Consider the following 19,298-nt stretch of genomic DNA (forward strand, 5'->3'; position numbering starts at 1 on the left):
CATCCGCCGAAGAAGGGGCTGCGGTCATCGGTGCCGACCGGCTTGGAAGTACTGGTTCGACGGCGCGAGATAGGCGAAGACGATGGTCGCCGCGACGGTCAGTACCTGCAGCACCGAGAGCAGTGCACTCGCGATGCCGCCCACCGCGCCACCGGCGATCGACGGGAGGGTGAGGAGGATCCACACGGCCCCGACCACCGTGATCACGATCCGCGCCCAGTTCCGCCCGCGCCGCATGAAGAACAGGAACATGATCCACAGCGCCGCGATGATGGCCACGATGACGGTCAACAACACCACCACCGCGGAGTAGATGCCGCGCGCCTGCTCCATCGTGAGCTGCTGTCCCTGCGCCGCCATCTCCTGCAGCACCAATTGCAGCTCGGCGTCGGAAACCTGCAGGAAAACCGCCGCCAGCAGCGCGAAGCCCACCACCACGCTGGCGATCCCAGCCCAGAAGGCATTGCTGACCGAGCTCGGCCGCCACGGCTGGTGGCCGGGCGCCTGCGGGGCGGAGTACGGGTCGCGCTCAGGTTCCTGCGGCGGCGTCACATGGCTCAGGTTAGGAACCGCAACGACGCCTGTCCAGGAATTATGACCAACCGTTACCGGTCGGCTCCGTTGGGTTACTGGTCCGCCGGTTCCGCACCGCTTGGAAGAACCGGTTCGAATCCGGGCGGTACATGAACACGATCGCGGTGATCTCGACGAGCATCACCACCAGCGAGAACACGGCGTCCACACCGGTGATGGCGACGCCGGTCAACTGGCGGATCAGCGCGGTGCCGACCAGCGAAACGGTGAGCACGGTGATCACGGCGTTGAAGATCCCGAAGCCGCCGAAGACCGTAAGCACGATGCGCGCCCAGTTCCGGCCTTCCAGCATCCGTCGGGACAGCATCACGTACAGCAGCAGGATCATCGCCTTGAGCAGGAATGTGAACATGATCCCGCTGTTGGCCGCGGCCTCGAGGTCCATCTGCGACATGGCCGGCTGCAGCTGGCGCAGCTCGGCGATCAGCTGGGGCCGGTCGACGAGCTGAATGAACGCCTGCACGGCGCCGACCAGCACCGACCCGATCCACAGCCACCGCGCCACCAGCAGCGCCTGCGGTGGTGTGGGAGCCGGCTCGGGTACCGGTCGGCCGAACGCGTCCACCCGTTGCCCCAGTCCCGTCATGCCCGCGCGTCCTGCAGCCAGCGCGCGGCCTCGACCGCCCAGTAGGTCAGGACGATGTCGGCACCGGCCCGCCGGATCGAGGTAAGGGTTTCCAGCACGGTTCGCTGCCGGTCCAGCCAGCCGTTGGCGACGGCGGCCTCGATCATCGAGTACTCACCGGAGACCTGGTAGGCGGCCACCGGCACGTCGGCGACGCCCGCGATGTCGCGCAGCACGTCGAGGTAGGAGATCGCGGGCTTGACCATCACCATGTCGGCGCCCTCGGCGAGGTCCAGGTCCGCCTCGCGCAGCGCTTCCCGGCCGTTGCCCGGGTCCTGCTGGTAGGTCTTGCGGTCGCCCTTGAGCTGCGAGTCCACCGCGTCGCGGAACGGCCCGTAGAAGGCGGAGGCGTACTTCGCGGAGTAGGCCAGGATCGAGGTGTCGCCGAAGCCGGTCGCGTCCAGCGAGTCGCGGATCACGCCGACCTGGCCGTCCATCATGCCGCTGGGGCCGACCACGTGCGCCCCGGACTGGGCCTGCATGACGGCCATCTCGCCGTAGATCTGCAGCGTGCGGTCGTTGTCGACGTTGCCGTCTTCGTCCAGCACGCCGCAGTGCCCGTGGTCGGTGAACTCGTCCAGGCACAGGTCGGCCATCAGCACGGTGTCGTCGCCGAGCTCGCGGTGCAGGTCGCGCAGCGCGACGTTGAGGATGCCGTCCCGGTCGATCGCGCCGGAACCCTCGGCGTCGTGCGTAGTCGGCACGCCGAACAACATCAGGCCGCCGACACCAGCGCTGACGGCGTCGACGGCAGCCTTGCGCAGCGAGTCGCGGCTGTGCTGCACAACGCCGGGCATCGACTGGATCGGCACCGGCTCGGTCGCGCCTTCGCGAACGAACATCGGCAGCACCAAGTGCCGGGGCTCCACGGAAGTCTCGGAAACCAGTCTGCGCAGCGCGGCGTTGCGACGAAGTCGACGCGGACGGTGCGAGGGGTACATGACGGCGGCTCCCCAAACAGGCTCGGCGGGGTGACACCACGAGCGTAACGACCCGACAGAACGGACGAGCCGAGGGCTCAGCTCGAGAAGCGGCCGGCCTTGATTCCGCCGAGGAACGCCGACCATTGCGGCTGCGTGAACACTATTAGGGCAGGACCGACCGGGTCCTTGGAATCGCGCACTCCCGTTCCGGGCTCCAGCAGCGGCGCGATCTCGATGCAGTTGGCGGCACCGTTGTTGCTGCGGGACGATTTGCGCCACGGCGTGGCCACCTTGAGTTCCGGCGCGAGCTTCGCTGTCGCTGTCCTCCTTCTTCTTGGATGAGCCGGTCGAGGAAAGTCAGCGTTTCTCGCTCGAGCTCGGCAATCGATGTTCTATGAGCTTGATCGAACGCGATCGCGTACTTCTAGGTTTGCTGGAGTCCTGGACTCCCTCTACCGCATCTGACAAGGCTCGGGCGGAGCGGTTGACGACCCCGAGGTCCCCCGGCCTGCGCGGGCCGGTCGGTGCGGTCCTCTCCCCGCGCACCGACCGGCCATCCCTTTTCGCGGAGAGGCGCCACCCGTGTTCTGGCGGTCAGGCCAGTGCGACGGTCTGGCGGTCGGGAGCAACTGTCCAGCGCCAGGCTTCCAGCGGCGGCTCTCCGTGACTCCGCCACCACCGGAACGCGGCTTCCGCCTCGTCCCACAACCGCCGAGGCCCCGACTGCCGAACGGTGTAGCGGCTCCGGTTGTCTGGGACGACGCTGGCCCACGAACCCGATACCGGATCGCTTAGCCACGCTACGCCGTGGTCACGTTCCGGGGTCTTCTGCTCCAGGCTGTACCGGCAGGAGGGAACCGCCACCGCCACCGCCCACCTGGACGCTTCGTCGATCAGCATCTTGAACGGACTGACCTCAGTGAGCGACCGGTCGGCGGCCGGGTCGTCCCAGCGCAACCCATCGAATGCAAGCGCGGCGACGCGGTGCGAGCGGAGCTCCATGAAGCCGACCCGCAGTCCCTGCACGGCGTGCCCGCAGCCCACGCCGTCCCGCTCGATCTCGAAGCGGACCAAGGGGCCCGAGGCGAGATCGGCCCGCATCGGTGCCAGGATCACGCCGCCGATCCGCACGTTCTCGAGCCACCCAACGGGAAGCTGCCCGAGACGCACCCCGGCGGTGGCGATGACCCTGTCGAACTTCTCGGTCACGGCCATCGCTGCGGCGTCACCGACGACGACGGCGACGTGGCCGTACCCGGCCGCCTCGAGCCGTGCCCGGGCGGTTGCCGCGAGGTCGGCGTCAATTTCGATCGTCGTCACTTTTCCTTGCGCGCCGACGAGTTCGGCGAGCAGCGCGGCGTTGTATCCCGTGCCCGTCCCGATCTCCAGAACCGACTGTCCAGAGCTGATATCGAGAGCGTCGAGCATTCCTGCCACCGCTGACGGCATGGATGCCGAACACGTGGGGCGATAACCGACCTCGGGCCAAGGTGTCGCACCATCGTCGAACTGCGTCACGATCACGCGGTTCGAGTGGACGTTGCGCAGCCAGCGTTCCGGCTCCGAAGACCGGTCCATCGGCTCGTATGGACCGCCGTCGACCTCCTGGACCCACATCCGGTCCGGAACGAACCACTCCCGCGCCACCGCCCGAAACGCCGAGCCGTACCTGGCGGACAACTGCCCAGCCGACTGCAACTCCGCGATAAGCGCGGAGTCCCCGCCCCTAGCTGTCGTCGTCATCTTTCTCGAAGTCCTTGGGGTCAAGGTCGTCGGCGGTCTTACGGGTCTGCTTGTCGTCCTCCACCGAATGCCTGTTGTCGACCGTCACCGAATCTCCTCCCCGTCGTCCTGGTCTTGGCGACGGTATCGGGACCCCAGAACCAAAGGGCTTCTTTCGACTGACCGGCAACGCTTTTCACCAGAACAGAGCACAAACCGATCAGCCTCGACGGGACGGCATCCACCCCGTCGGATGAAGCACGAAGGGCACCTTCCGACCGGTGGTGGTCGGAAGGTGCCCTTCGTCAACGGATCAGCTGCGGCGGGCCCGCTTGGCCTTGCGGGGCGGCGGGAGCGCGCCTTCGGCGCGGAGCCGGGCCGCGTGCTCGGCCAGGGCGTCCACCAGGTCCTCCACTCGCGGGACCTCCGGCTGCACATCGACCCGCAGGCCGAACTCCTTGGCCGTCTCCGCCGTGTTCGGGCCGATGCAGGCCACCAGCGTCCGGGCGTGCGGCTTGCCCGCGATGCCGACCAGGTTCCGGACGGTCGACGACGAGGTGAAGCACACCGCGTCGAACCCACCGGTCTTGATCATCTCGCGAGTCTCGGCCGGCGGCGGCGCGGCGCGGACGGTGCGGTAGGCCGTCACGTCGTCGACCTCCCAACCCCGCTCGCGCAACCCTGCCGACAGCGTCTCGGTGGCGATGTCCGCGCGCGGCAGCAGCACCCGGTCCACCGGGTCCAGGATGTCGTCGTGCGGCGGGAATTCCTGCAGCAGGCCTTCGCTGGACTGGTCACCAGAGGGCACCAGCTCCGGGATGATCCCGAACGAGCGGACCTTCTGCGCGGTGGCCTCGCCGACGCAGGCGATCTTCACGCCGGAGAACGCCCGGGCGTCCAGCCCGAAGTCGCTGAACTTCTCCCACACCGCGCGGACCGCGTTGGCGGAGGTGAACACCACCCACTGGTAGCGGCCGTCGACCAGGCCCTTGACCGCGCGCTCCATCTGCGCGGGGCTACGCGGCGGCTCGACCGAGATCGTCGGCACCTCGTGCGAGACGGCGCCGTGCGACCACAGCCGGTCGCTCATCACGCCGGCCTGCTCCTTGGTGCGCGGCACCAGGACCTTCCAGCCGTACAGGGCGCGCGACTCCCACCAGGAGAGCTTGTTGCGCTCGGACACCACGTCGCCGATGGTCACCACCAGGTGGCCCTGCAGCTCACCGGCGTCGGCGGCCAGCGACGCCAGCGTCGTGTCGATGGTGCGCTGCGCCACGGTGGTGCCGGAGGAGGTCACCGCGACGGGAGTCGTCGCGGGCCTGCCGTGCTCCACCAGCCGCGAAGCGGCCTCGGCCAGGTGGCTGCCGGCGGTGTGCAGCACCAGCGCGCCGGGCACCGCGGCCAGCGAAGCCCAGTCCACGTCGCCTCGGACATCGACCTCGGTGTGCACCGCGCCGAGCGCGACGCCGGCGTAGGCCGGGACCGCGCTGCCGCCGGCGACGCCGGGGATGATGTCGAAGGCGGCGCCGGTCTTGGCGACCTCCTGGACCTCGCGGACAACCGCGTCGGCGGTCAGCGGGTCACCGGCGACCAACCGCACCACGGTGCGACCGGTCGCGGCCTCGTTCGCCAGGTCCTTGGCCACGTCCGCCGGGTCCCCCACGGCGGGGCGGACCTCGGCGCCGTCAGCGGCCTGGCCGACGATATCGGCGGGTACGTCCGGGTCGGTCACCAGCAGGGCGGCGCGGGTGACCGCATCCCGGCCCCGGACGGTGAGCAGTCCGGCGTCACCGGGACCGGAGCCCACGAAAGCGATCCGTCCGGGGGACTTACGTGCTCGGGTCATAAGGGCGCTCCCCATCAACTACTGCCGGGTCCGCTGAGCAAAGCGGCCCTGGCTTCGAGCAGCTGGGCGGCCAATTCCCGGCCCAGCTGATCGGCGGCGGTCGTCTCACCAGTGATGGAGGCGCGGACCAACTGATCGTCGTTGGTCGCCACCACCCCACGCACGGACAGCCGCAGCGCCACGCGCCCGTCCTCGTCGAGGTCATCCACCACTTCGGCCAGCGCGCCGACCGGCGCGCTACAGCCCGCTTCGAGCGCGGACAACATTGCGCGCTCAGCGGCCACCGCGGCGCGGCTGGCCTGATCGTCCAAAACGGACTGCAGCAAGTGCTCGGTGTCCACGTCATAGACGCGGCATTCCACTGCCAGCGCGCCCTGGGCGGGCGCGGGCAGCATCTGCAGTGGATCGAGCGTTTCCGTGATCACCGCAAGCCGGCCCACTCGGGCCAGCCCGGCTCGGGCGAGCACGACGGCGTCCAGCTCACCGTCGGTCACCTTCCGCAGACGGGTGTCCACATTGCCGCGGATGCCGCGCACCTCCAGCCCCAGGCCCAGGGCCCGGAGCTGACTGGCGCGGCGCGGCGAACCGGTGCCCACAACGGACCCCGGGGGCAGTTCGCCGAGCGTCAGACCGTCCCGTGCCACCAGCGCGTCCCGTGGGTCCTCCCGGACCGGGACAGCAGCCAGCGACAACCGGGGGTCTGGTTCGGTCGGCAGGTCTTTGTAGGAGTGCACCGCGACATCCACCTCACCGGCGGCGAGCGCCTCGCGCAGCGCGGAGGTGAATACGCCTACACCGATCTCGGCGATCGGTGCCATCGAGCGGTCACCGGGGGTCGACACGGTGACCAGCTGGGTCGGGTAACCCGCCTTCTCCAGCTCCTCGGCGACCTGCGAGCTCTGCGCCATCGCCAGGGCGCTGCTGCGGGTGCCGATGCGGAGGGTCTTGTTCAACGGTCCTCACCGTCCTGTCCTGCTCGATCGCGCAGCCGCGCCTGGGCGACGGAGGTCCCGCCGGGCAGGCCCTCGTCGGCCTGTGGGGTGCCGAGCACTGCGGGCGTCTGCGGATCGAGTTCGAAGAGCTCTCGGAGTGCGTCGGCGTAGCCGGCACCGCCGGCCACCGACGCGAGTTGCTTGACCCGGACCGTCGGCGCGTGCAGGAGCTTGTCCACCACGCGGCGGACCGTGCGCGCCAGTTCGTCCCGCACGTCGCCGTCCAGTTCGGGCAGCCGCGAGTCGAGCCGCAGCAGCTCGCTGTCCACCACCTCGGCGGCGCGCTTGCGCAGCGCGGTCACGGTCGGGGTCACCTCGGCCGAGCGTTGCGCGGCGAGGTAGTCGTGCAGTTCCTCGGCGACGATCTGCGCGGCCCGCTCGGACTCGTTGCCGCCCTGCTTCTCGGACAGCCGCTGCTGCAGGCTCTCCAGGCCGACGACGGTCACGCCGGGCAGTCCGGCCACCTCGGGCGCGATGTCCCGAGGCAGGCCGAGGTCGCAGCACAGCAGCGGACGGTCGTCGCGGACCGTCAGCGCCGACGCGACCATGTCTTCGGTCACCACCGCGCCGATCGCGCCGGTGCAGGCCACCACCAAGTCGGCTGCGGCGATCGTGTTGCTCAGGTCCGTGAGGTCGGCGGTGCGTGAGGCGACGCCGTCGGCGCGCAAGGACTCGGCCAGCCGCTCGCCGTTGGCCGCGCTGCGGTTGGCGATCACGACCTCGCCGATGCCGGCGCGCTTCAGCTGCGCGGCGGCCAGGCCACCCATCGAACCCGCGCCGACCACCAGCGCGCTGCGTCCGGCCAAGCCGTCGAGCGCGACCTCGGCGTCGGCGAGCGCCTCGGACACCACCGACGCGCCTTCCGCGTCGATGCCAGTCTCGGAGTGCACCCGCTTGCCGACCCGGAGGGCGTGCTGCGCGAGCTCGTGCAGGGTCTTGCCGACGGTGCCGTTCTCGTCGGCCGTACCGTAGGCCTGGCGCAGCTGGCCGAGGATCTGCGCCTCGCCGACGACCATCGAGTCCAGACCGGCGGACACCGAGAACAGGTGCTCCACCGCGGCGCCCGCGTAGTAGACGTAAAGGTGGTCGGCGAGGTCAGCGACCTCCGCGCCGGCGTTCCGGGCGAGCACCGACGTCACGTCGTCCAGGCCACCGTGGAAGGTCTCCGCAACCGCGTAGATCTCAACTCGGTTGCAGGTCGAGATGATGAACGCCTCGCAGATGCGCTCGCGCTGCAGCAGCTCGTCGAGGAGCTTCGGGACGTCCGCTCCGCTGATCGAGACCCGCTCCAGAATCCGCACCGGGGCGCTGTGGTGGGAAATCCCGACGGTGAGCAGGTTCACAGCCGTTCCACCATCCTGTTCACCGATTCGACCTCGCCTGGCACCCGACCGCCGCCGCCCGGCGGACCGATGTCCGCACCATCCACATCGGACCGATCGGCTTCCGCCGCCGCTTCCTGCTGACGTCGGGCCACGTGAAACGACAGGATCTGCATCTCCACCGCCAGGTCGACCTTGCGCACCTCGACGTCCTCGGGGACCTGCAGCACGACGGGCGCGAAGTTCAGGATGCACGTAACGCCCCCGGCGACCAAACCGTCGCAGACCTCCTGGGCGCCCTGCGCGGGCGTGGCGATGACGCCGATGGTGACCTCGCGCCCGGCGCACACCTCGACGATGTCATCGATGTGGCTGACCGGAATGCCGCCGACCGGCACCCCCACCAGGTCCGGGTCGAGGTCGAACAGGGCGGAGACCGGGAAGCCACGGCTCGGGAAGCCGCCGTAGTTGGCCAGCGCGTGGCCGAGGTTACCGATACCGACGACCGCGACGCTGTGCTTGCGGGTCAGGCCGAGGGTGCGCTCGATCTGGCCGATGAGCACCGCCACCTCGTAGCCGACTCCGCGGGTGCCGTAAGAGCCGATGTAGGACAGGTCCTTGCGCAGCTTCGCGGAGTTGACCCCGGCGACCACGGCCAGTTCGTCGCTGGAGACGGTGTTCACGTTCTGGTCGGCGAGTCCGGACAGTGCCCGCAGGTAAACCGCGAGCCGGGCGACGGCGGCTTCCGGGATCGCCCTGGCGCGCTCCCGCGCCGCGGGAACCTCGATCGCCGGCGACTGCTTGGAGTCGGTCCGGGAATCGGCCTGGGCCTGCCCGTCACCGTCCTGCACGTCCGCTCCGTGGGCCGTCACGCTGGATCTCCCTCGCCCTACCTACTGCTATGGCCTGCCCGCCCGTCCGCACCCGGTTTGGGCACAGCCGCGCGACGGTCGTCGCGCACTTCCCGACTTCGTTCCTCATACGGGGAGCACCGACGTCGACCGGTCTGTCACCCGACGGCCTCGGCGTCGTCCGCGAACACCGCCGACATCCGGCGGCCGACATCTGATCCGCTGATCCACACCGAGAATCCGGCGACCCGACCCGTACACCGTAACCAATTTGTGAACGCATGCACAAAGTCGCAGGGCCGGACTCCGTCGGAGGCGCAAACCTTCCCCGCCATCATTGCCGATAGCCCCCCGACGTGCCAAAACGCGTGGTCTAGCGCACGTGACGGGCGCAACCCGCGCGGCGCGGGGGCAAGATCACCGGTCAGCGGGCCAGGGCCCGGCGGAAGCGGTCTTCCTCGACCTTCCAGTAGCCGTGCTCGACTCCATCGATCAAGATCACCGGGACCCGGTCGCCGTACTCGGCGCGCAGTTCCGAGTCGGCGTCCACATCCCGCTCGGACCAGGGAACGCCGAGCTCCGCGCAGATCCGCCGCACGTCGGAGATCGCGTCCGCGCATGCGTGGCAACCCTCGCGGGTCATCACCGTCACCTCGTACATGCCTTCACTCCAGGTTGGCATTCGGGCCTGATTTCGCGGTTCCAACGTACCCAGCGGCCAGGCACGTGCCGCAGCACCGACCACACTGGTCGAGTGTCCAAAATCACCTGCCGGATGACGCAGGACCCAGTCACGAACACGCTGTGCGATCAAACCATCACCCGTTGGCAACTACCTACTTCCGAGTAACAACACGTATGCTCCTCCTTCAACGCCCCCGCCCCGGCGTCACCACGACGGGTCCGGAGGCCGCCCGAGCGACCGGCCGGCCGCCGGAGGCGGGTGTCCTCCGGACACCGCGACATGACACCGGCACCGATGCGTCCCACCCGCACACACCGGTGGAGCCAACGATGGCAGGAGGTCGCAAGAGATGAGCAGCCCGAAAACGCTCGCACCCCCCGCCCCAGCCGCACCCTTCCGCAGCGTCGACGCGCCGGTCACCCAGCCCTGCACCGAGAGCTGGGCGTACGTCAGCGCCGCCCAGCAGGGCGATAACGACGCCTTCGGCCACCTCTACGACGAGTACGCGCAGCTCGTCTACCGCTACGTGCTGTTCCGGGTCAGCGACCACTGCCTGGCGGAGGACATCACCAGCGAGACGTTCCTCCGGGCGCTGCGCCGGATCGCCTCGATCAGCTACCAAGGCCGCGACGTGGCGGCTTGGTTCACCACCATCGCCAAGAACCTCATCCTCGACCACATCAAGTCCAGTCGGAACCGGCTGGAGATTCCCACCTCCGACGTCACCGACAACCTGCCCGTCGGCCGGACACACTTGGGCCCGGAACAACACGTGCTCACCGAGGCCACCCACCGCGAGCTGCTGCGCTGCGTCCGACAGCTGAACCCCGAGCAGCGGGAGTGCATCCGGCTGCGGTTCCTGCAGGGCTTGACCGTGACCGAGACGGCGGCCGCGATGCAGCGCAACGAGGGCGCGGTGAAGGCGCTGCAGCACCGCGCGATCCGGCGGTTGGCGCAACTCCTGCCCGATGATCTCCGCTAGGCGCTCGCCGAGTCACCCCGAAGCAGTTACCGGACCGTTGCCGCACCCCGGTGGAGGTGCGCAAGTTCGGTTGCGGCCAGGTCTTAAGCTAGAAGCCTGCTGAGCCGGGTCGGCCCGGGTCGGCAAGACCTGGAACTTCGCACGACAACACCGGAGGACCCCGGGGAGGCGCGGCGGTGCCGACACGTCAAGGCTCAGCCGGTGGCGCGGACCACAACGGCTTGCGCGCGCCCGGCGTCGATCCGATCGACAGTGCGAAGGTGGCGGGCCGCGCGTCCGCGGAGGCCGCCGTCGCCGCAGCGCCCGGCCCGGACGGCTCACTGGCCACCCCGCCCGACCTCACCGCCGCAGCGTTCTTCGACGTCGACAACACGATGATGATGGGCGCCTCGCTGTTCCACTTCGCCCGCGGCCTGGCCGCTCGCAAGTTCCTCACCGCCACCGACCTGGCCGGGTTCGCCTGGCAGCAGCTGAAGTTCCGGGTCGGCGGCCGGGAGAACCCGCAGGACATGCAGGCCAGCCGGGAGCAGGCGCTGTCGTTCGTGGCCGGGCGCAAGGTCTCGGAGCTGGTGGAACTCAGCGAGGAGATCTACGACGAGCTGATGGCGGACCGGATCTGGGCGGGCACCCGGGCGCTGGCTCAGATGCACCTCGACGCGGGCCAGCGGGTGTGGCTGGTGACGGCGACCCCGGTGGAGCTGGCGCAGATCATCGCGCGGCGGCTCGGGCTGACCGGCGCGCTGGGCACGGTCGCGGAGAGCTCCCACGGCGTGTACACGGGCCGGCTGGTCGGCGAGATGCTGCACGGCCGAGCGAAGGCGCACGCGGTCCGGGCGCTGGCCGCCAGTGAAGGCCTGGACCTGCGGCGCTGTACGGCGTACTCGGACTCGGCCAACGACATCCCGATGCTGTCGGCGGTGGGCACGGCCGTGGCGGTCAACCCGGACCAGCGGCTGCGCGACATCGCACGGGCCCGGGACTGGGAGGTCCGGGACTTCCGGACGGGCCGTAAAGCGGCCCGGATCGGCCTGAACTCGATCATGGGAGTCAGCGCCATCGCGGGCGCGGTGGCCGCGGGCCTCGCCTACCGCCGCCGCGACCGCTCCTGACGCCCCCGCGGTGCAACGGGGCTCGGGAGAGCTCGGGGTCGTGAGTCCTTCGGGCTGCCATAGCCGTGCCATAGCCCCCAAAAAGACTCACGTCCCCGAGAACTACCTGCGCTGCGGTCACGATTCGGAGATGTTGACCATCCAGCCGATGCCGAACCGGTCCATGCACATGCCGAACACGTCGCCCCACATCTGCTTCTCCAGCGGGACCGACACGGTGCCCGATTCGGACAGCTTCGCCCAGTAGCCGCGCAGCTCGTCGCCGGAGGCGGCGTCTCCGCTGAGGCTCACCGTGATGTTGTTGCCCGGCTTGTGCTCCATCTCCGGCGGGGTGTCGGAGGCCATCAGCATGAAGCCGCTGCCGCTCTCCAGCATCGAGTGCATGATCTTGTCGGTCGTGCCCGGATCCGAGGCACCGAACTCGCCGAAGGTGCTCATCGTCAGGTTGCCGCCGAACACGTCCTTGTAGAACTCCATCGCCTCGCGCGCGTTGCCGTCGAAGCTGATGTACGGGTTGAGCCGGGAACTCATCGCAACCTCCCACCGGTAGCGGAATCGGGCCTGCGCGAAAGCATGACTGCCCCCACCGACAGTGGCCACGCGAAAACCGGGCCGGTGCGGTGGCATCCCCGCCCACCGCACCGGCCCACCCGAAGGCCGGGCGCGCCCCTCCCGCGCGCGCCCGGACATCGGCGTCATCCGGACATCGCCAGCTGCGTCGCAGCGTGGTGAATCCGGAACGCCGTGATGATCTCCACTACCCCCAGGACGATCAGCCAGATCCCGCCGAGCAGGACCAGCAGCGCCACCGAGGCCAGCGGTGAGACGATCAGCACGATGCCCGCCATGGCCGTGACGATGCCCATGAAGATCTGCCAGCCGCGCGCGGGCATCGCCCGGTCGGCGACCGACGCGGTCGTCTGGGTGACCCCGCGGAACAGCCAACCGATGCCGATCCACAGGCCCAGCAGCAGGATCGACTGCATCTCACCCCGGAAGCACAGCAATCCCAGCAGGATCGACAGAGCGCCGCTGATGAACGCCAGCACCCGGATCGCCGCCACCACGTGCGTGCCGAACGCCGCGACGATCTGCAGCACGCCGCTGACCAGTAGGTAGATGCCGAACAGCACCCCGAGGACGATCAACGTCGCGCGGGGCCAGGCCAACGCCAGCACACCGACGACGAGCGAGGAGACACCCACCACGAGGACCGACTGCCACGCCATCTTCGCCAGCCGACCGGCCACCAGTCGGCCTGGATCATCCTGAAGGTGACTCATGATCCATCCTTCCCACGGGACCCGGATCAGCGCATTCCCGAACCGCTCGCATCACCGATCCGAGTGGAGTCCCCATCTTCGAGGCACCGCGTGGGACCCGCGCGTTCAAACCCGGCTCGGGTCCGGCGCCTTGTCCCCGGACTAAGCCGGGACGTCCGCCGCGTGCGGCCGGGCCAAGGCGCAGACCAGTTCGTCACCCTCGATCGAGGCAACGGTGGTGTCGCCCGGCTGCGCCTCGCCGCGCAGCAGCAGCTTGGAGATCCGGTTGTCCAGTTCGGTGCGGATGGTCCGCAGCAGCGGCCGCGCGCCGAACTCCGGCTTGAAACCGCGCTTGGTCAGCCGCTTCTTGGCGGCTTCGGTGACCTCCAGGTCGATCTCCTGGGCGCGCAGCAGGCGGCGGCTGCAGCAACATCGGCGTGCAGCGCATCCTGGCCAAGGGCGACGTGGACAGCATTCGCGACGAGCTGATGGACGACTGACGGCCCCCGCCGCAACGCGGCACCGACCCGGCCCCCGCCCTGCAATCCCCCGCGGCGCACAGCCACCACCCGACTCACCCGACGAAGCCGGAGTGCAGTTTCAATGAAACTGCACTCACCCCAGGAAGACGTTGGTTCGTTGGGCGAGGAGGCGGTACAGGGTTTGCTGGATGATCTCCCGGACCTGGTCGCTGAGGCCGAACACGAGCATCGGGTCGTCCGCCGCGCCCTCCGGGTACGCGGAGGTCTCGATCGGCTCCCCGAACTCGATGTACCACTTCGACGGCAACGGCACCGCCCCCAGCAGCCCGAGGTGCGGGAACAGCGGCGTGACCGGGAAGTAAGGCACCCCCAGCAACCGCGCCAGCGGCTTGATGTCCGCCAGCTTCGGGTAGATCTCCTCCGCGCCCACGATCGAGCAAGGCACGATCGGCGCCCCGGTGCGCAGCGCCGCCGAGACGAACCCACCGCGCCCGAAGCGCTGCAGCTTGTACCGGTCCTTGAACGGCTTCCCGATGCCCTTGAAGCCCTCCGGCCACACCCCGACCAGTTCGCAGTTGGTCAGCAGCCGCTCCGCGTCCGGGTTGCAGGCCAGCGTGTGGCCGGCCTTGCGGGCCAGCGCGCCGAGCATCGGCATCCGGAACACCAGGTCGGCGCCGAGCATCCGCAGGTGCCGGGCCGCCGGGAGGTGGTCGTGCAGCGCGACCGTGGTCATCAACGCGTCCCACGGCAGCGTGCCGGAGTGGTTGGCCACCACCAGCGCGCCGCGTTCGGCGGGCACGTGGTGACCGCCAAGCACCTCGACGCGGAACCACTTCTCGTAGAAGGGCCGCAGGAAGCGGAGGAACACCTCGTCGGTCAGCTCCTGGTCGAAGCCGAACTCGTCGACCTTGTAGTCACCGAGCAACCGCCGCCGGGCGAACGCCAGCACGTCGATGACGGCGTCTTCCCACCTGGGCTCGTCCGGCACCGACGACTCGGACGCATCGAGCCGCTCCCGGCCCGCCGCACGCAGCGGGATCACCTGCGCATCCGACATTCACTCCCCCACACCCGGTCGGGCACAAGCGCAGAACGCACGACTGCCGCTCATGCCACCTCCGTCACCGATGCCTGGCCAACAGGTTTCCGACGCTGCGCTCCAGCGCCATGATGTTCTCCGGGTCGACCACCGGCCGCAGGCTCCGGCCACGAACGAAGTCGTCGAAGGCCTGCTGTGTGGTCCAGCGCGGGGTGAACCCGAACTCCTCGCGGAGCTTCGTGGTGTCCAGTACCCGGCCGAAGTTGAGGTACCGCAACTGCTCCGGTGAGAAGTCGACCAGCCGGGCGTTGCGGAAGAACCCGGCCAGCGGCGACACGGCGATGCCCGGCAGCGGCATCGCGATGCGACCGGCACGCCGGATCGCCTGCGAAAGCATCAGAACGCCCTCACCGGCCACGTTGAACACGCCGGGCCGATCCGCCGTCGTCGCCCGCTCCAGCACCGCCAGCGCGTCCTCGGAGTGCACCAGCTGCAGCCGCGCGTCGAAGCCGAGCACGGTCGGCACCACCGGCAGCGCGAAGTAGCGGGTCAGGCTCGCGTCTATTCGTGGGCCGATCAGGTTGCTGAACCGCAGCGTCGTGATGCCCACGTCGGGCCGCCGACGGCCGAAGCCGCGCACGTAGTCCTCGATCTCCACCGCGTCCTTGGCGTACCCGGACGACGGCAGGTCCTTCGGCTCGATGTCTTCGGTGAACACCGCCGGGTCCCGCGAGCTCGACCCGTAGACCGCGCAGGTCGACCGAACCACCACCTTGCGCACCAGCGGCGACTGCTGGCAGGCGGCCAGCAGTTGCATGGTGCCGATGACGTTCATCTCCTTCACCGCGGCCCGCCCACCGGGCCCGGAATGGGAGTTGACCGCCGCGTGCACCACGGTGTCGACCTTGGCGTTCGCGATCACCTTTCCGATCAGCGGGTTGCGGATGTCGGCGCGGACAAAATCGGTGCGGCCCATCCGGCGCAGCAGATCGCGACCGGGCTGCACGGTGTCCACGCCGAGCACGCGTTCCACGGCCGGGTCGGCCGCCAGCCGCGCGGCGAGATATCCGCCCAGGAAACGGCTGACCCCTGTCACCAGCACGACATTCGGGCCCATCTGTCTCCCAGCCTTCTCTGGCACGGCCGCCGCCTGCGATGCTACCGCCGAACGCGCCGTTCACCGGGCATTCGGAGTTACGGGGTTGGGTCGGTTGCGCATCCGGCTGGAACCGGGCGCGAAAACACAACCGCCGCCGACCCAGCGGTCGACGGCGGTGCTCAGGTCACTTGCCCAACTTGCGACGCTGGACGCGCGTCTTGCGGAGCAGCTTGCGGTGCTTCTTCTTGGACATGCGCTTGCGGCGCTTTTTGATGACCGAGCCCATGCGGACTCCTTCACTCTTGACGGCAGTTCGAACGTCTCCCGCACCGGTGCAGCCGCATGAGCGCGCACACCTGGCACGACCAACCCAAAACTTTACCTGCCCAGGTCTTCGGCCCTTCCGCCGTGGTCCTCGAAACGGCTGCGGGCACCTTCCACCCGCCGCCGCGCGGTGCCTCAGTTCGGGCCGGCGACGTTCGTGACACGTCGAACAAGCCAACTGGCCCACGGCCGATGACCTGGGCATTCCGCTCAGCCGGCAGTCTCAGCCGGCGTTGTAGTAGGCGCTTTCCAGGTACGCGTGTACGTCCTTCTCCGCGACGCGGAACGATCGCCCCACCCGTGCGGCGGGGAGTTCGCCAGCGTGCACGAGCCGATAGACCGTCATCTTCGACACCCGCATCAACTTGGCGACTTCCGCGACAGTGAGGAACCGCACCTGCCCCATGCTCGGCGGCGCCTGTTGGCTGGGTTCGGAGTTCGCAGACATGCTTCACCGTGCCCTTCGGCACGTGTCGCGCCGTCGGCTTCCCCTCCGACGGAAATCTCACGCACGTGCTCTATCGAGAGTAGCGGGACACGCGGGACACCTGCGATGGTCGAACGTCCCCCTTGCTCCTGAGTAGTTCGCACCACCCCCGACGACCTGCAGTCGAAGCGGCGCCAGCCGCTTGGCCCACCGCAACCGGCATCGCCGCGGGTTCTCAGACCGTGCAGTGCCCACCCAGTCGGGGCTCCGTCGGGGGCTCTTGGCGAGGGCAGTCCCCGAAGCCGCGCATTGCAGACCGAGCGGCGTCCGAAGTTCCGCCACTCGCACCGCCACGCGCGACGAGTTCAGAGAAGGTTCCGCCGCTCAGGCGGGTTCGTCGTCCTCGTGGGCTTTGCCGAGCTCGACGGAGCGGTCGCGAGCCGCCTCGATGGCATCGATGAGCGCCGCGCGCACGCCGTGCTTCTCCAGCTCGCGGATGCCCGCGATGGTCGTGCCCGCCGGCGAGGTGACCGCCTCGCGCAGCATCACCGGGTGGCCGCCGCCCTCGCGGAGCATCGCCGCCGCCCCGACCGCGGACTGCACGATCAGGTCCGCGGCGGTGGCCCGCGGGATGCCCAGCAGGATGCCCGCGTCGATCATGGCCTCGACCAGGTAGAAGAAGTACGCCGGGCCTGAGCCGGACAGCGCGGTCACCGCGTCCTGCTGGCTCTCCGGCACCCGCACGACCATGCCGACGCTACCGAGTAGTTCCTCGACCAACGCCAGGTCCGCGTCCGAGGCGTGCGCGCCGCCGGAGATCGCGCTCATCGCCTCGCCGACCAGCATCGGGGTGTTCGGCATGACCCGAACCACCGCGGTGCCTTCGGGCAGCCGACGCTCGAACAGCTTCGTCGGCAGGCCCGCGCACAGTGACACCACGAGCTTGCCGCTGGGCAGGTTGGGCGCCATCTCGTCCAACAGCGGCTCGATGTCCTGCGGCTTGACGGCGACGACGATGACGTCCGCGCTTCGCACCGCGCCGGCCACGTCGGCGTGTGTGATGCCGTAGGTTTTGGTCAGCTCCGCGGCACGCGTCGAGAACCGCTCGGTGAACAGCAGGTCCCCCGGGGCGCGCCCCGCCTTCAGCAGCCCCGACAGCAGGGACTCACCGATCTTTCCGGCTCCGAGTACGGCGATCGTCGTCATGCCGCTCAGGGTGCCAGACCACGCAGCGCACGCGGTACGAACCACCAGTGCACGCTGCGTGGCGAGCCCCGCCGAAGTTCGTTTTCAGCCGCTACTGTGTCTGCCACCGCAGCACCCGTACGGCCGAGCGATCTTTCGCGCCTGAGTGACCAGCTTTAAGGAGCTTTGATCATGTTCAGCACGATGCAGGACAGCCCCCTCTCGATCGCCCGGATCCTCCAGCAGGGCAGCGGACCACACGGCGCGTCCGCCGAGGTCGTGACCTGGACCGGCGACGGGGCGCGACGCAGCAGCTACGCGGAGGTCGGCCGCCGGACTGCGCGACTGGCACACGCGCTGCGCGGCCTCGGCGTCACCAGCGACCAGCGGGTCGGCACGTTCATGTGGAACAACGCCGAGCACCTGGAGGCGTACTTTGCGGCGCCGGCCATGGGCGCGGTGCTGCACACCCTGAACATCCGGCTGTTCCCCGAGCAGCTGATCTACGTCGCGAACCACGCCGAGGACCACGTCGTGCTCGTCGACTCGACGCTGCTGCCGCTATTCCAGAAGCTGCTCCCGGAGCTGACGACACTGCGGCACGTGATCGTCGTGGGCGGCGACAAGGCCGCGCTGGAGGCACCGGCGCGGGTAGCGGTCCACGACTACGAGGAACTGCTGGCAGGGCAGCCGGACCAGTTCGACTGGCCGGATCTCGACGAACGCTCGGCAGCCGCCATGTGCTACACCTCCGGCACCACCGCCAACCCGAAGGGCGTCGTCTACTCGCACCGGTCGATCTACCTGCACTCGATGCAGGTGTGCATGACCGACGGCATGGCCCTCTCGCAGTCGGACCGATCGCTGGCCGTCGTGCCGATGTTCCACGCGATGTCGTGGGGTCTGCCGTATGCGGCGTTCATGGTCGGCGCGACGATGATCATGCCGGACCGGTTCTTGCAGCCGGCCCCGCTGCTGAAGATGATCGCCGCGGAGCGCCCGACGATGGCCGCAGCCGTGCCGACGATCTGGCAGGGCGTGCTGCAGCACCTGGAGTCCGACCCGCACGACGTGTCCTCCCTGCGAGAGGTCGTGGTCGGCGGGGCGGCGTGCCCACCGTCGCTGATGAAGGCGTTTCAAGAGAAGTACGACATCGCCGTGCTGCACGCGTGGGGCATGACCGAGACGTCGCCGCTGGGCAGTGTGGCCCGACCGCCGGTGGGCGCCACCGAGGAACAGCGCTGGACCTACCGGGCAAGCCAGGGACGGCTGCCGACCGGCGTGCAGGGCCGACTGGTCGGCGACGACGGTGCGGTGCTGCCGTGCGACGGCGAGAGCGTCGGCGAGCTGGAGGTTCGCGGGCCCTGGATCGCCGGGGCGTACTACGGCGACGACGACCCGGAGAAGTTCCGCGACGGATGGCTGCGCACCGGCGACGTCGGGTACATCACGCCCGACGGGTTCCTGCAACTGACCGACCGGACCAAGGACGTGATCAAGTCCGGCGGCGAGTGGATCTCGTCGGTCGACTTGGAGAACAAGGTGATGGGGCACCCGGCGGTTGCCGAAGCGATGGTCATCGGCGTGCCGGACGAGAAATGGTCGGAGCGACCGCTGGTGGCCGTGGTGCTGCGCGACGGCCACCAGGTCGACGCCGCCGAGCTGCGCGACTTCCTCGCCGGTGAGGTCGCGCGGTGGCAGCTGCCGGAGTACTGGACGTTCATCTCGGAGGCGCCGAAGACGAGTGTCGGCAAGTTCGACAAGAAGCGCCTCCGCAGGCAGCACGCCGACGGCCAGCTCAACGTCACCCACCTCGCCTGAACCCGACC

General features: G+C 69.3%; 21 protein-coding genes. 3 read left to right on the forward strand and 18 right to left on the reverse strand.

Translation table 11 applies throughout. The annotated features are described in order from the left end of the window. Positions 1-24 precede the first annotated feature (24 nt). The 10 genes from ACWDKQ_RS07250 to ACWDKQ_RS07295 all read right to left on the reverse strand — a co-directional run bounded on the left by ACWDKQ_RS07250 (position 25) and on the right by ACWDKQ_RS07295 (position 9,536). Positions 25-552: a hypothetical protein gene (locus ACWDKQ_RS07250; RefSeq protein ID WP_450137874.1), complete on the reverse strand. Its 528-nt coding sequence runs from the start codon at positions 550-552 to the stop codon at positions 25-27. A 40-nt stretch (positions 553-592) separates the two neighbouring features. Further along, positions 593-1,180 (reverse strand): hypothetical protein, encoded by a 588-nt coding sequence (locus ACWDKQ_RS07255; RefSeq protein WP_450137875.1) that lies wholly within the window; start codon positions 1,178-1,180, stop codon positions 593-595. Then, positions 1,177-2,160: a porphobilinogen synthase gene (gene hemB / locus ACWDKQ_RS07260; protein WP_450137876.1), complete on the reverse strand. Its 984-nt coding sequence runs from the start codon at positions 2,158-2,160 to the stop codon at positions 1,177-1,179. Before hemB ends, ACWDKQ_RS07255 begins: the two co-directional genes overlap by 4 nt. A 77-nt stretch (positions 2,161-2,237) precedes the next feature. Next, positions 2,238-2,432 (reverse strand): DUF397 domain-containing protein, encoded by a 195-nt coding sequence (locus ACWDKQ_RS07265; RefSeq protein ID WP_450137877.1) that lies wholly within the window; start codon positions 2,430-2,432, stop codon positions 2,238-2,240. Between the two features lie 304 nt (positions 2,433-2,736). Next, positions 2,737-3,885 carry a methyltransferase domain-containing protein gene (locus tag ACWDKQ_RS07270; protein WP_450137878.1) on the reverse strand — a complete coding sequence of 383 codons (1,149 nt, stop codon included), beginning with the start codon at positions 3,883-3,885 and terminating at the stop codon, positions 2,737-2,739. A gap of 292 nt (positions 3,886-4,177) precedes the next feature. Beyond that, on the reverse strand, positions 4,178-5,710 hold the full coding sequence (locus ACWDKQ_RS07275) for a uroporphyrinogen-III synthase (RefSeq protein ID WP_450137879.1): 1,533 nt from the start codon (positions 5,708-5,710) through the stop codon (positions 4,178-4,180). 14 nt (positions 5,711-5,724) lie between these two features. Next, positions 5,725-6,663 (reverse strand): hydroxymethylbilane synthase, encoded by a 939-nt coding sequence (gene hemC / locus ACWDKQ_RS07280; RefSeq protein ID WP_450137880.1) that lies wholly within the window; start codon positions 6,661-6,663, stop codon positions 5,725-5,727. Beyond that, entirely contained in the window at positions 6,660-8,045 is a 1,386-nt protein-coding gene (locus ACWDKQ_RS07285; protein WP_450137881.1) for a glutamyl-tRNA reductase, read from the reverse strand. Before ACWDKQ_RS07285 ends, hemC begins: the two co-directional genes overlap by 4 nt. Then, entirely contained in the window at positions 8,042-8,896 is an 855-nt protein-coding gene (locus tag ACWDKQ_RS07290; protein WP_450137882.1) for a redox-sensing transcriptional repressor Rex, read from the reverse strand. Before ACWDKQ_RS07290 ends, ACWDKQ_RS07285 begins: the two co-directional genes overlap by 4 nt. A gap of 403 nt (positions 8,897-9,299) precedes the next feature. Then, positions 9,300-9,536, reverse strand: a complete 237-nt coding sequence (locus tag ACWDKQ_RS07295; protein WP_450137883.1) for a glutaredoxin family protein — start codon at positions 9,534-9,536, stop codon at positions 9,300-9,302. A gap of 373 nt (positions 9,537-9,909) precedes the next feature. Here ACWDKQ_RS07295 and ACWDKQ_RS07300 point away from each other — a divergent pair, with 373 nt between their 5' ends. Beyond that, a complete protein-coding gene (locus ACWDKQ_RS07300) occupies positions 9,910-10,542 on the forward strand; it encodes a sigma-70 family RNA polymerase sigma factor (protein WP_450137884.1) in 633 nt (210 codons plus the stop codon). A 221-nt stretch (positions 10,543-10,763) separates the two neighbouring features. Next, positions 10,764-11,651 (forward strand): HAD family hydrolase, encoded by an 888-nt coding sequence (locus ACWDKQ_RS07305; RefSeq protein ID WP_450137927.1) that lies wholly within the window; start codon positions 10,764-10,766, stop codon positions 11,649-11,651. Positions 11,652-11,768: 117 nt separating this feature from the next. On the opposite strand, the gene ACWDKQ_RS07310 is transcribed toward ACWDKQ_RS07305, so the two are convergent. From ACWDKQ_RS07310 to proC, 8 genes are all read right to left on the reverse strand, one after another. Beyond that, entirely contained in the window at positions 11,769-12,182 is a 414-nt protein-coding gene (locus ACWDKQ_RS07310; protein WP_450137885.1) for a VOC family protein, read from the reverse strand. Between the two features lie 164 nt (positions 12,183-12,346). Next, complete coding sequence (locus ACWDKQ_RS07315; protein ID WP_450137886.1) at positions 12,347-12,934, reverse strand: HdeD family acid-resistance protein; 588 nt, start codon at positions 12,932-12,934, stop codon at positions 12,347-12,349. 141 nt (positions 12,935-13,075) lie between these two features. After that, positions 13,076-13,459, reverse strand: a complete 384-nt coding sequence (locus tag ACWDKQ_RS07320; protein WP_450137928.1) for a hypothetical protein — start codon at positions 13,457-13,459, stop codon at positions 13,076-13,078. Positions 13,460-13,528: 69 nt separating this feature from the next. Then, positions 13,529-14,452: a lysophospholipid acyltransferase family protein gene (locus ACWDKQ_RS07325; RefSeq protein ID WP_450137887.1), complete on the reverse strand. Its 924-nt coding sequence runs from the start codon at positions 14,450-14,452 to the stop codon at positions 13,529-13,531. Positions 14,453-14,516: 64 nt separating this feature from the next. Further along, positions 14,517-15,551: an NAD-dependent epimerase/dehydratase family protein gene (locus ACWDKQ_RS07330; protein WP_450137888.1), complete on the reverse strand. Its 1,035-nt coding sequence runs from the start codon at positions 15,549-15,551 to the stop codon at positions 14,517-14,519. 166 nt (positions 15,552-15,717) lie between these two features. Beyond that, positions 15,718-15,819, reverse strand: coding sequence for a 30S ribosomal protein bS22 (locus tag ACWDKQ_RS07335; RefSeq protein WP_010241351.1), 102 nt, complete (start codon positions 15,817-15,819; stop codon positions 15,718-15,720). 261 nt (positions 15,820-16,080) lie between these two features. Next, positions 16,081-16,305 carry a helix-turn-helix domain-containing protein gene (locus ACWDKQ_RS07340; RefSeq protein ID WP_029535864.1) on the reverse strand — a complete coding sequence of 75 codons (225 nt, stop codon included), beginning with the start codon at positions 16,303-16,305 and terminating at the stop codon, positions 16,081-16,083. 363 nt (positions 16,306-16,668) lie between these two features. Beyond that, entirely contained in the window at positions 16,669-17,490 is an 822-nt protein-coding gene (gene proC / locus ACWDKQ_RS07345) for a pyrroline-5-carboxylate reductase (RefSeq protein ID WP_450137889.1), read from the reverse strand. Between the two features lie 171 nt (positions 17,491-17,661). Here proC and ACWDKQ_RS07350 point away from each other — a divergent pair, with 171 nt between their 5' ends. Next, positions 17,662-19,290, forward strand: a complete 1,629-nt coding sequence (locus ACWDKQ_RS07350) for a long-chain fatty acid--CoA ligase (RefSeq protein WP_450137890.1) — start codon at positions 17,662-17,664, stop codon at positions 19,288-19,290. Positions 19,291-19,298 lie beyond the last annotated feature (8 nt).

This window comes from Saccharopolyspora sp. NPDC000995 (assembly GCF_053599315.1).

Excerpts from the sequence above, each read along its gene's own strand:
- ACWDKQ_RS07255 (WP_450137875.1), bottom strand. The coding sequence starts at position 1,180 with ATGACGGGACTGGGGCAACGGGTGGACGCGTTCGGCCGACCGGTACCC.
- hemB (WP_450137876.1), bottom strand. The coding sequence starts at position 2,160 with ATGTACCCCTCGCACCGTCCGCGTCGACTTCGTCGCAACGCCGCGCTG.
- ACWDKQ_RS07270 (WP_450137878.1), bottom strand. The coding sequence starts at position 3,885 with ATGACGACGACAGCTAGGGGCGGGGACTCCGCGCTTATCGCGGAGTTG.
- ACWDKQ_RS07275 (WP_450137879.1), bottom strand. The coding sequence starts at position 5,710 with ATGACCCGAGCACGTAAGTCCCCCGGACGGATCGCTTTCGTGGGCTCC.
- ACWDKQ_RS07295 (WP_450137883.1), bottom strand. The coding sequence starts at position 9,536 with ATGTACGAGGTGACGGTGATGACCCGCGAGGGTTGCCACGCATGCGCG.
- ACWDKQ_RS07300 (WP_450137884.1), top strand. The coding sequence starts at position 9,910 with ATGAGCAGCCCGAAAACGCTCGCACCCCCCGCCCCAGCCGCACCCTTC.
- ACWDKQ_RS07310 (WP_450137885.1), bottom strand. The coding sequence starts at position 12,182 with ATGAGTTCCCGGCTCAACCCGTACATCAGCTTCGACGGCAACGCGCGC.
- ACWDKQ_RS07315 (WP_450137886.1), bottom strand. The coding sequence starts at position 12,934 with ATGAGTCACCTTCAGGATGATCCAGGCCGACTGGTGGCCGGTCGGCTG.
- ACWDKQ_RS07325 (WP_450137887.1), bottom strand. The coding sequence starts at position 14,452 with ATGTCGGATGCGCAGGTGATCCCGCTGCGTGCGGCGGGCCGGGAGCGG.
- ACWDKQ_RS07330 (WP_450137888.1), bottom strand. The coding sequence starts at position 15,551 with ATGGGCCCGAATGTCGTGCTGGTGACAGGGGTCAGCCGTTTCCTGGGC.
- ACWDKQ_RS07335 (WP_010241351.1), bottom strand. The coding sequence starts at position 15,819 with ATGGGCTCGGTCATCAAAAAGCGCCGCAAGCGCATGTCCAAGAAGAAG.
- ACWDKQ_RS07340 (WP_029535864.1), bottom strand. The coding sequence starts at position 16,305 with ATGTCTGCGAACTCCGAACCCAGCCAACAGGCGCCGCCGAGCATGGGG.
- proC (WP_450137889.1), bottom strand. The coding sequence starts at position 17,490 with ATGACGACGATCGCCGTACTCGGAGCCGGAAAGATCGGTGAGTCCCTG.
- ACWDKQ_RS07350 (WP_450137890.1), top strand. The coding sequence starts at position 17,662 with ATGTTCAGCACGATGCAGGACAGCCCCCTCTCGATCGCCCGGATCCTC.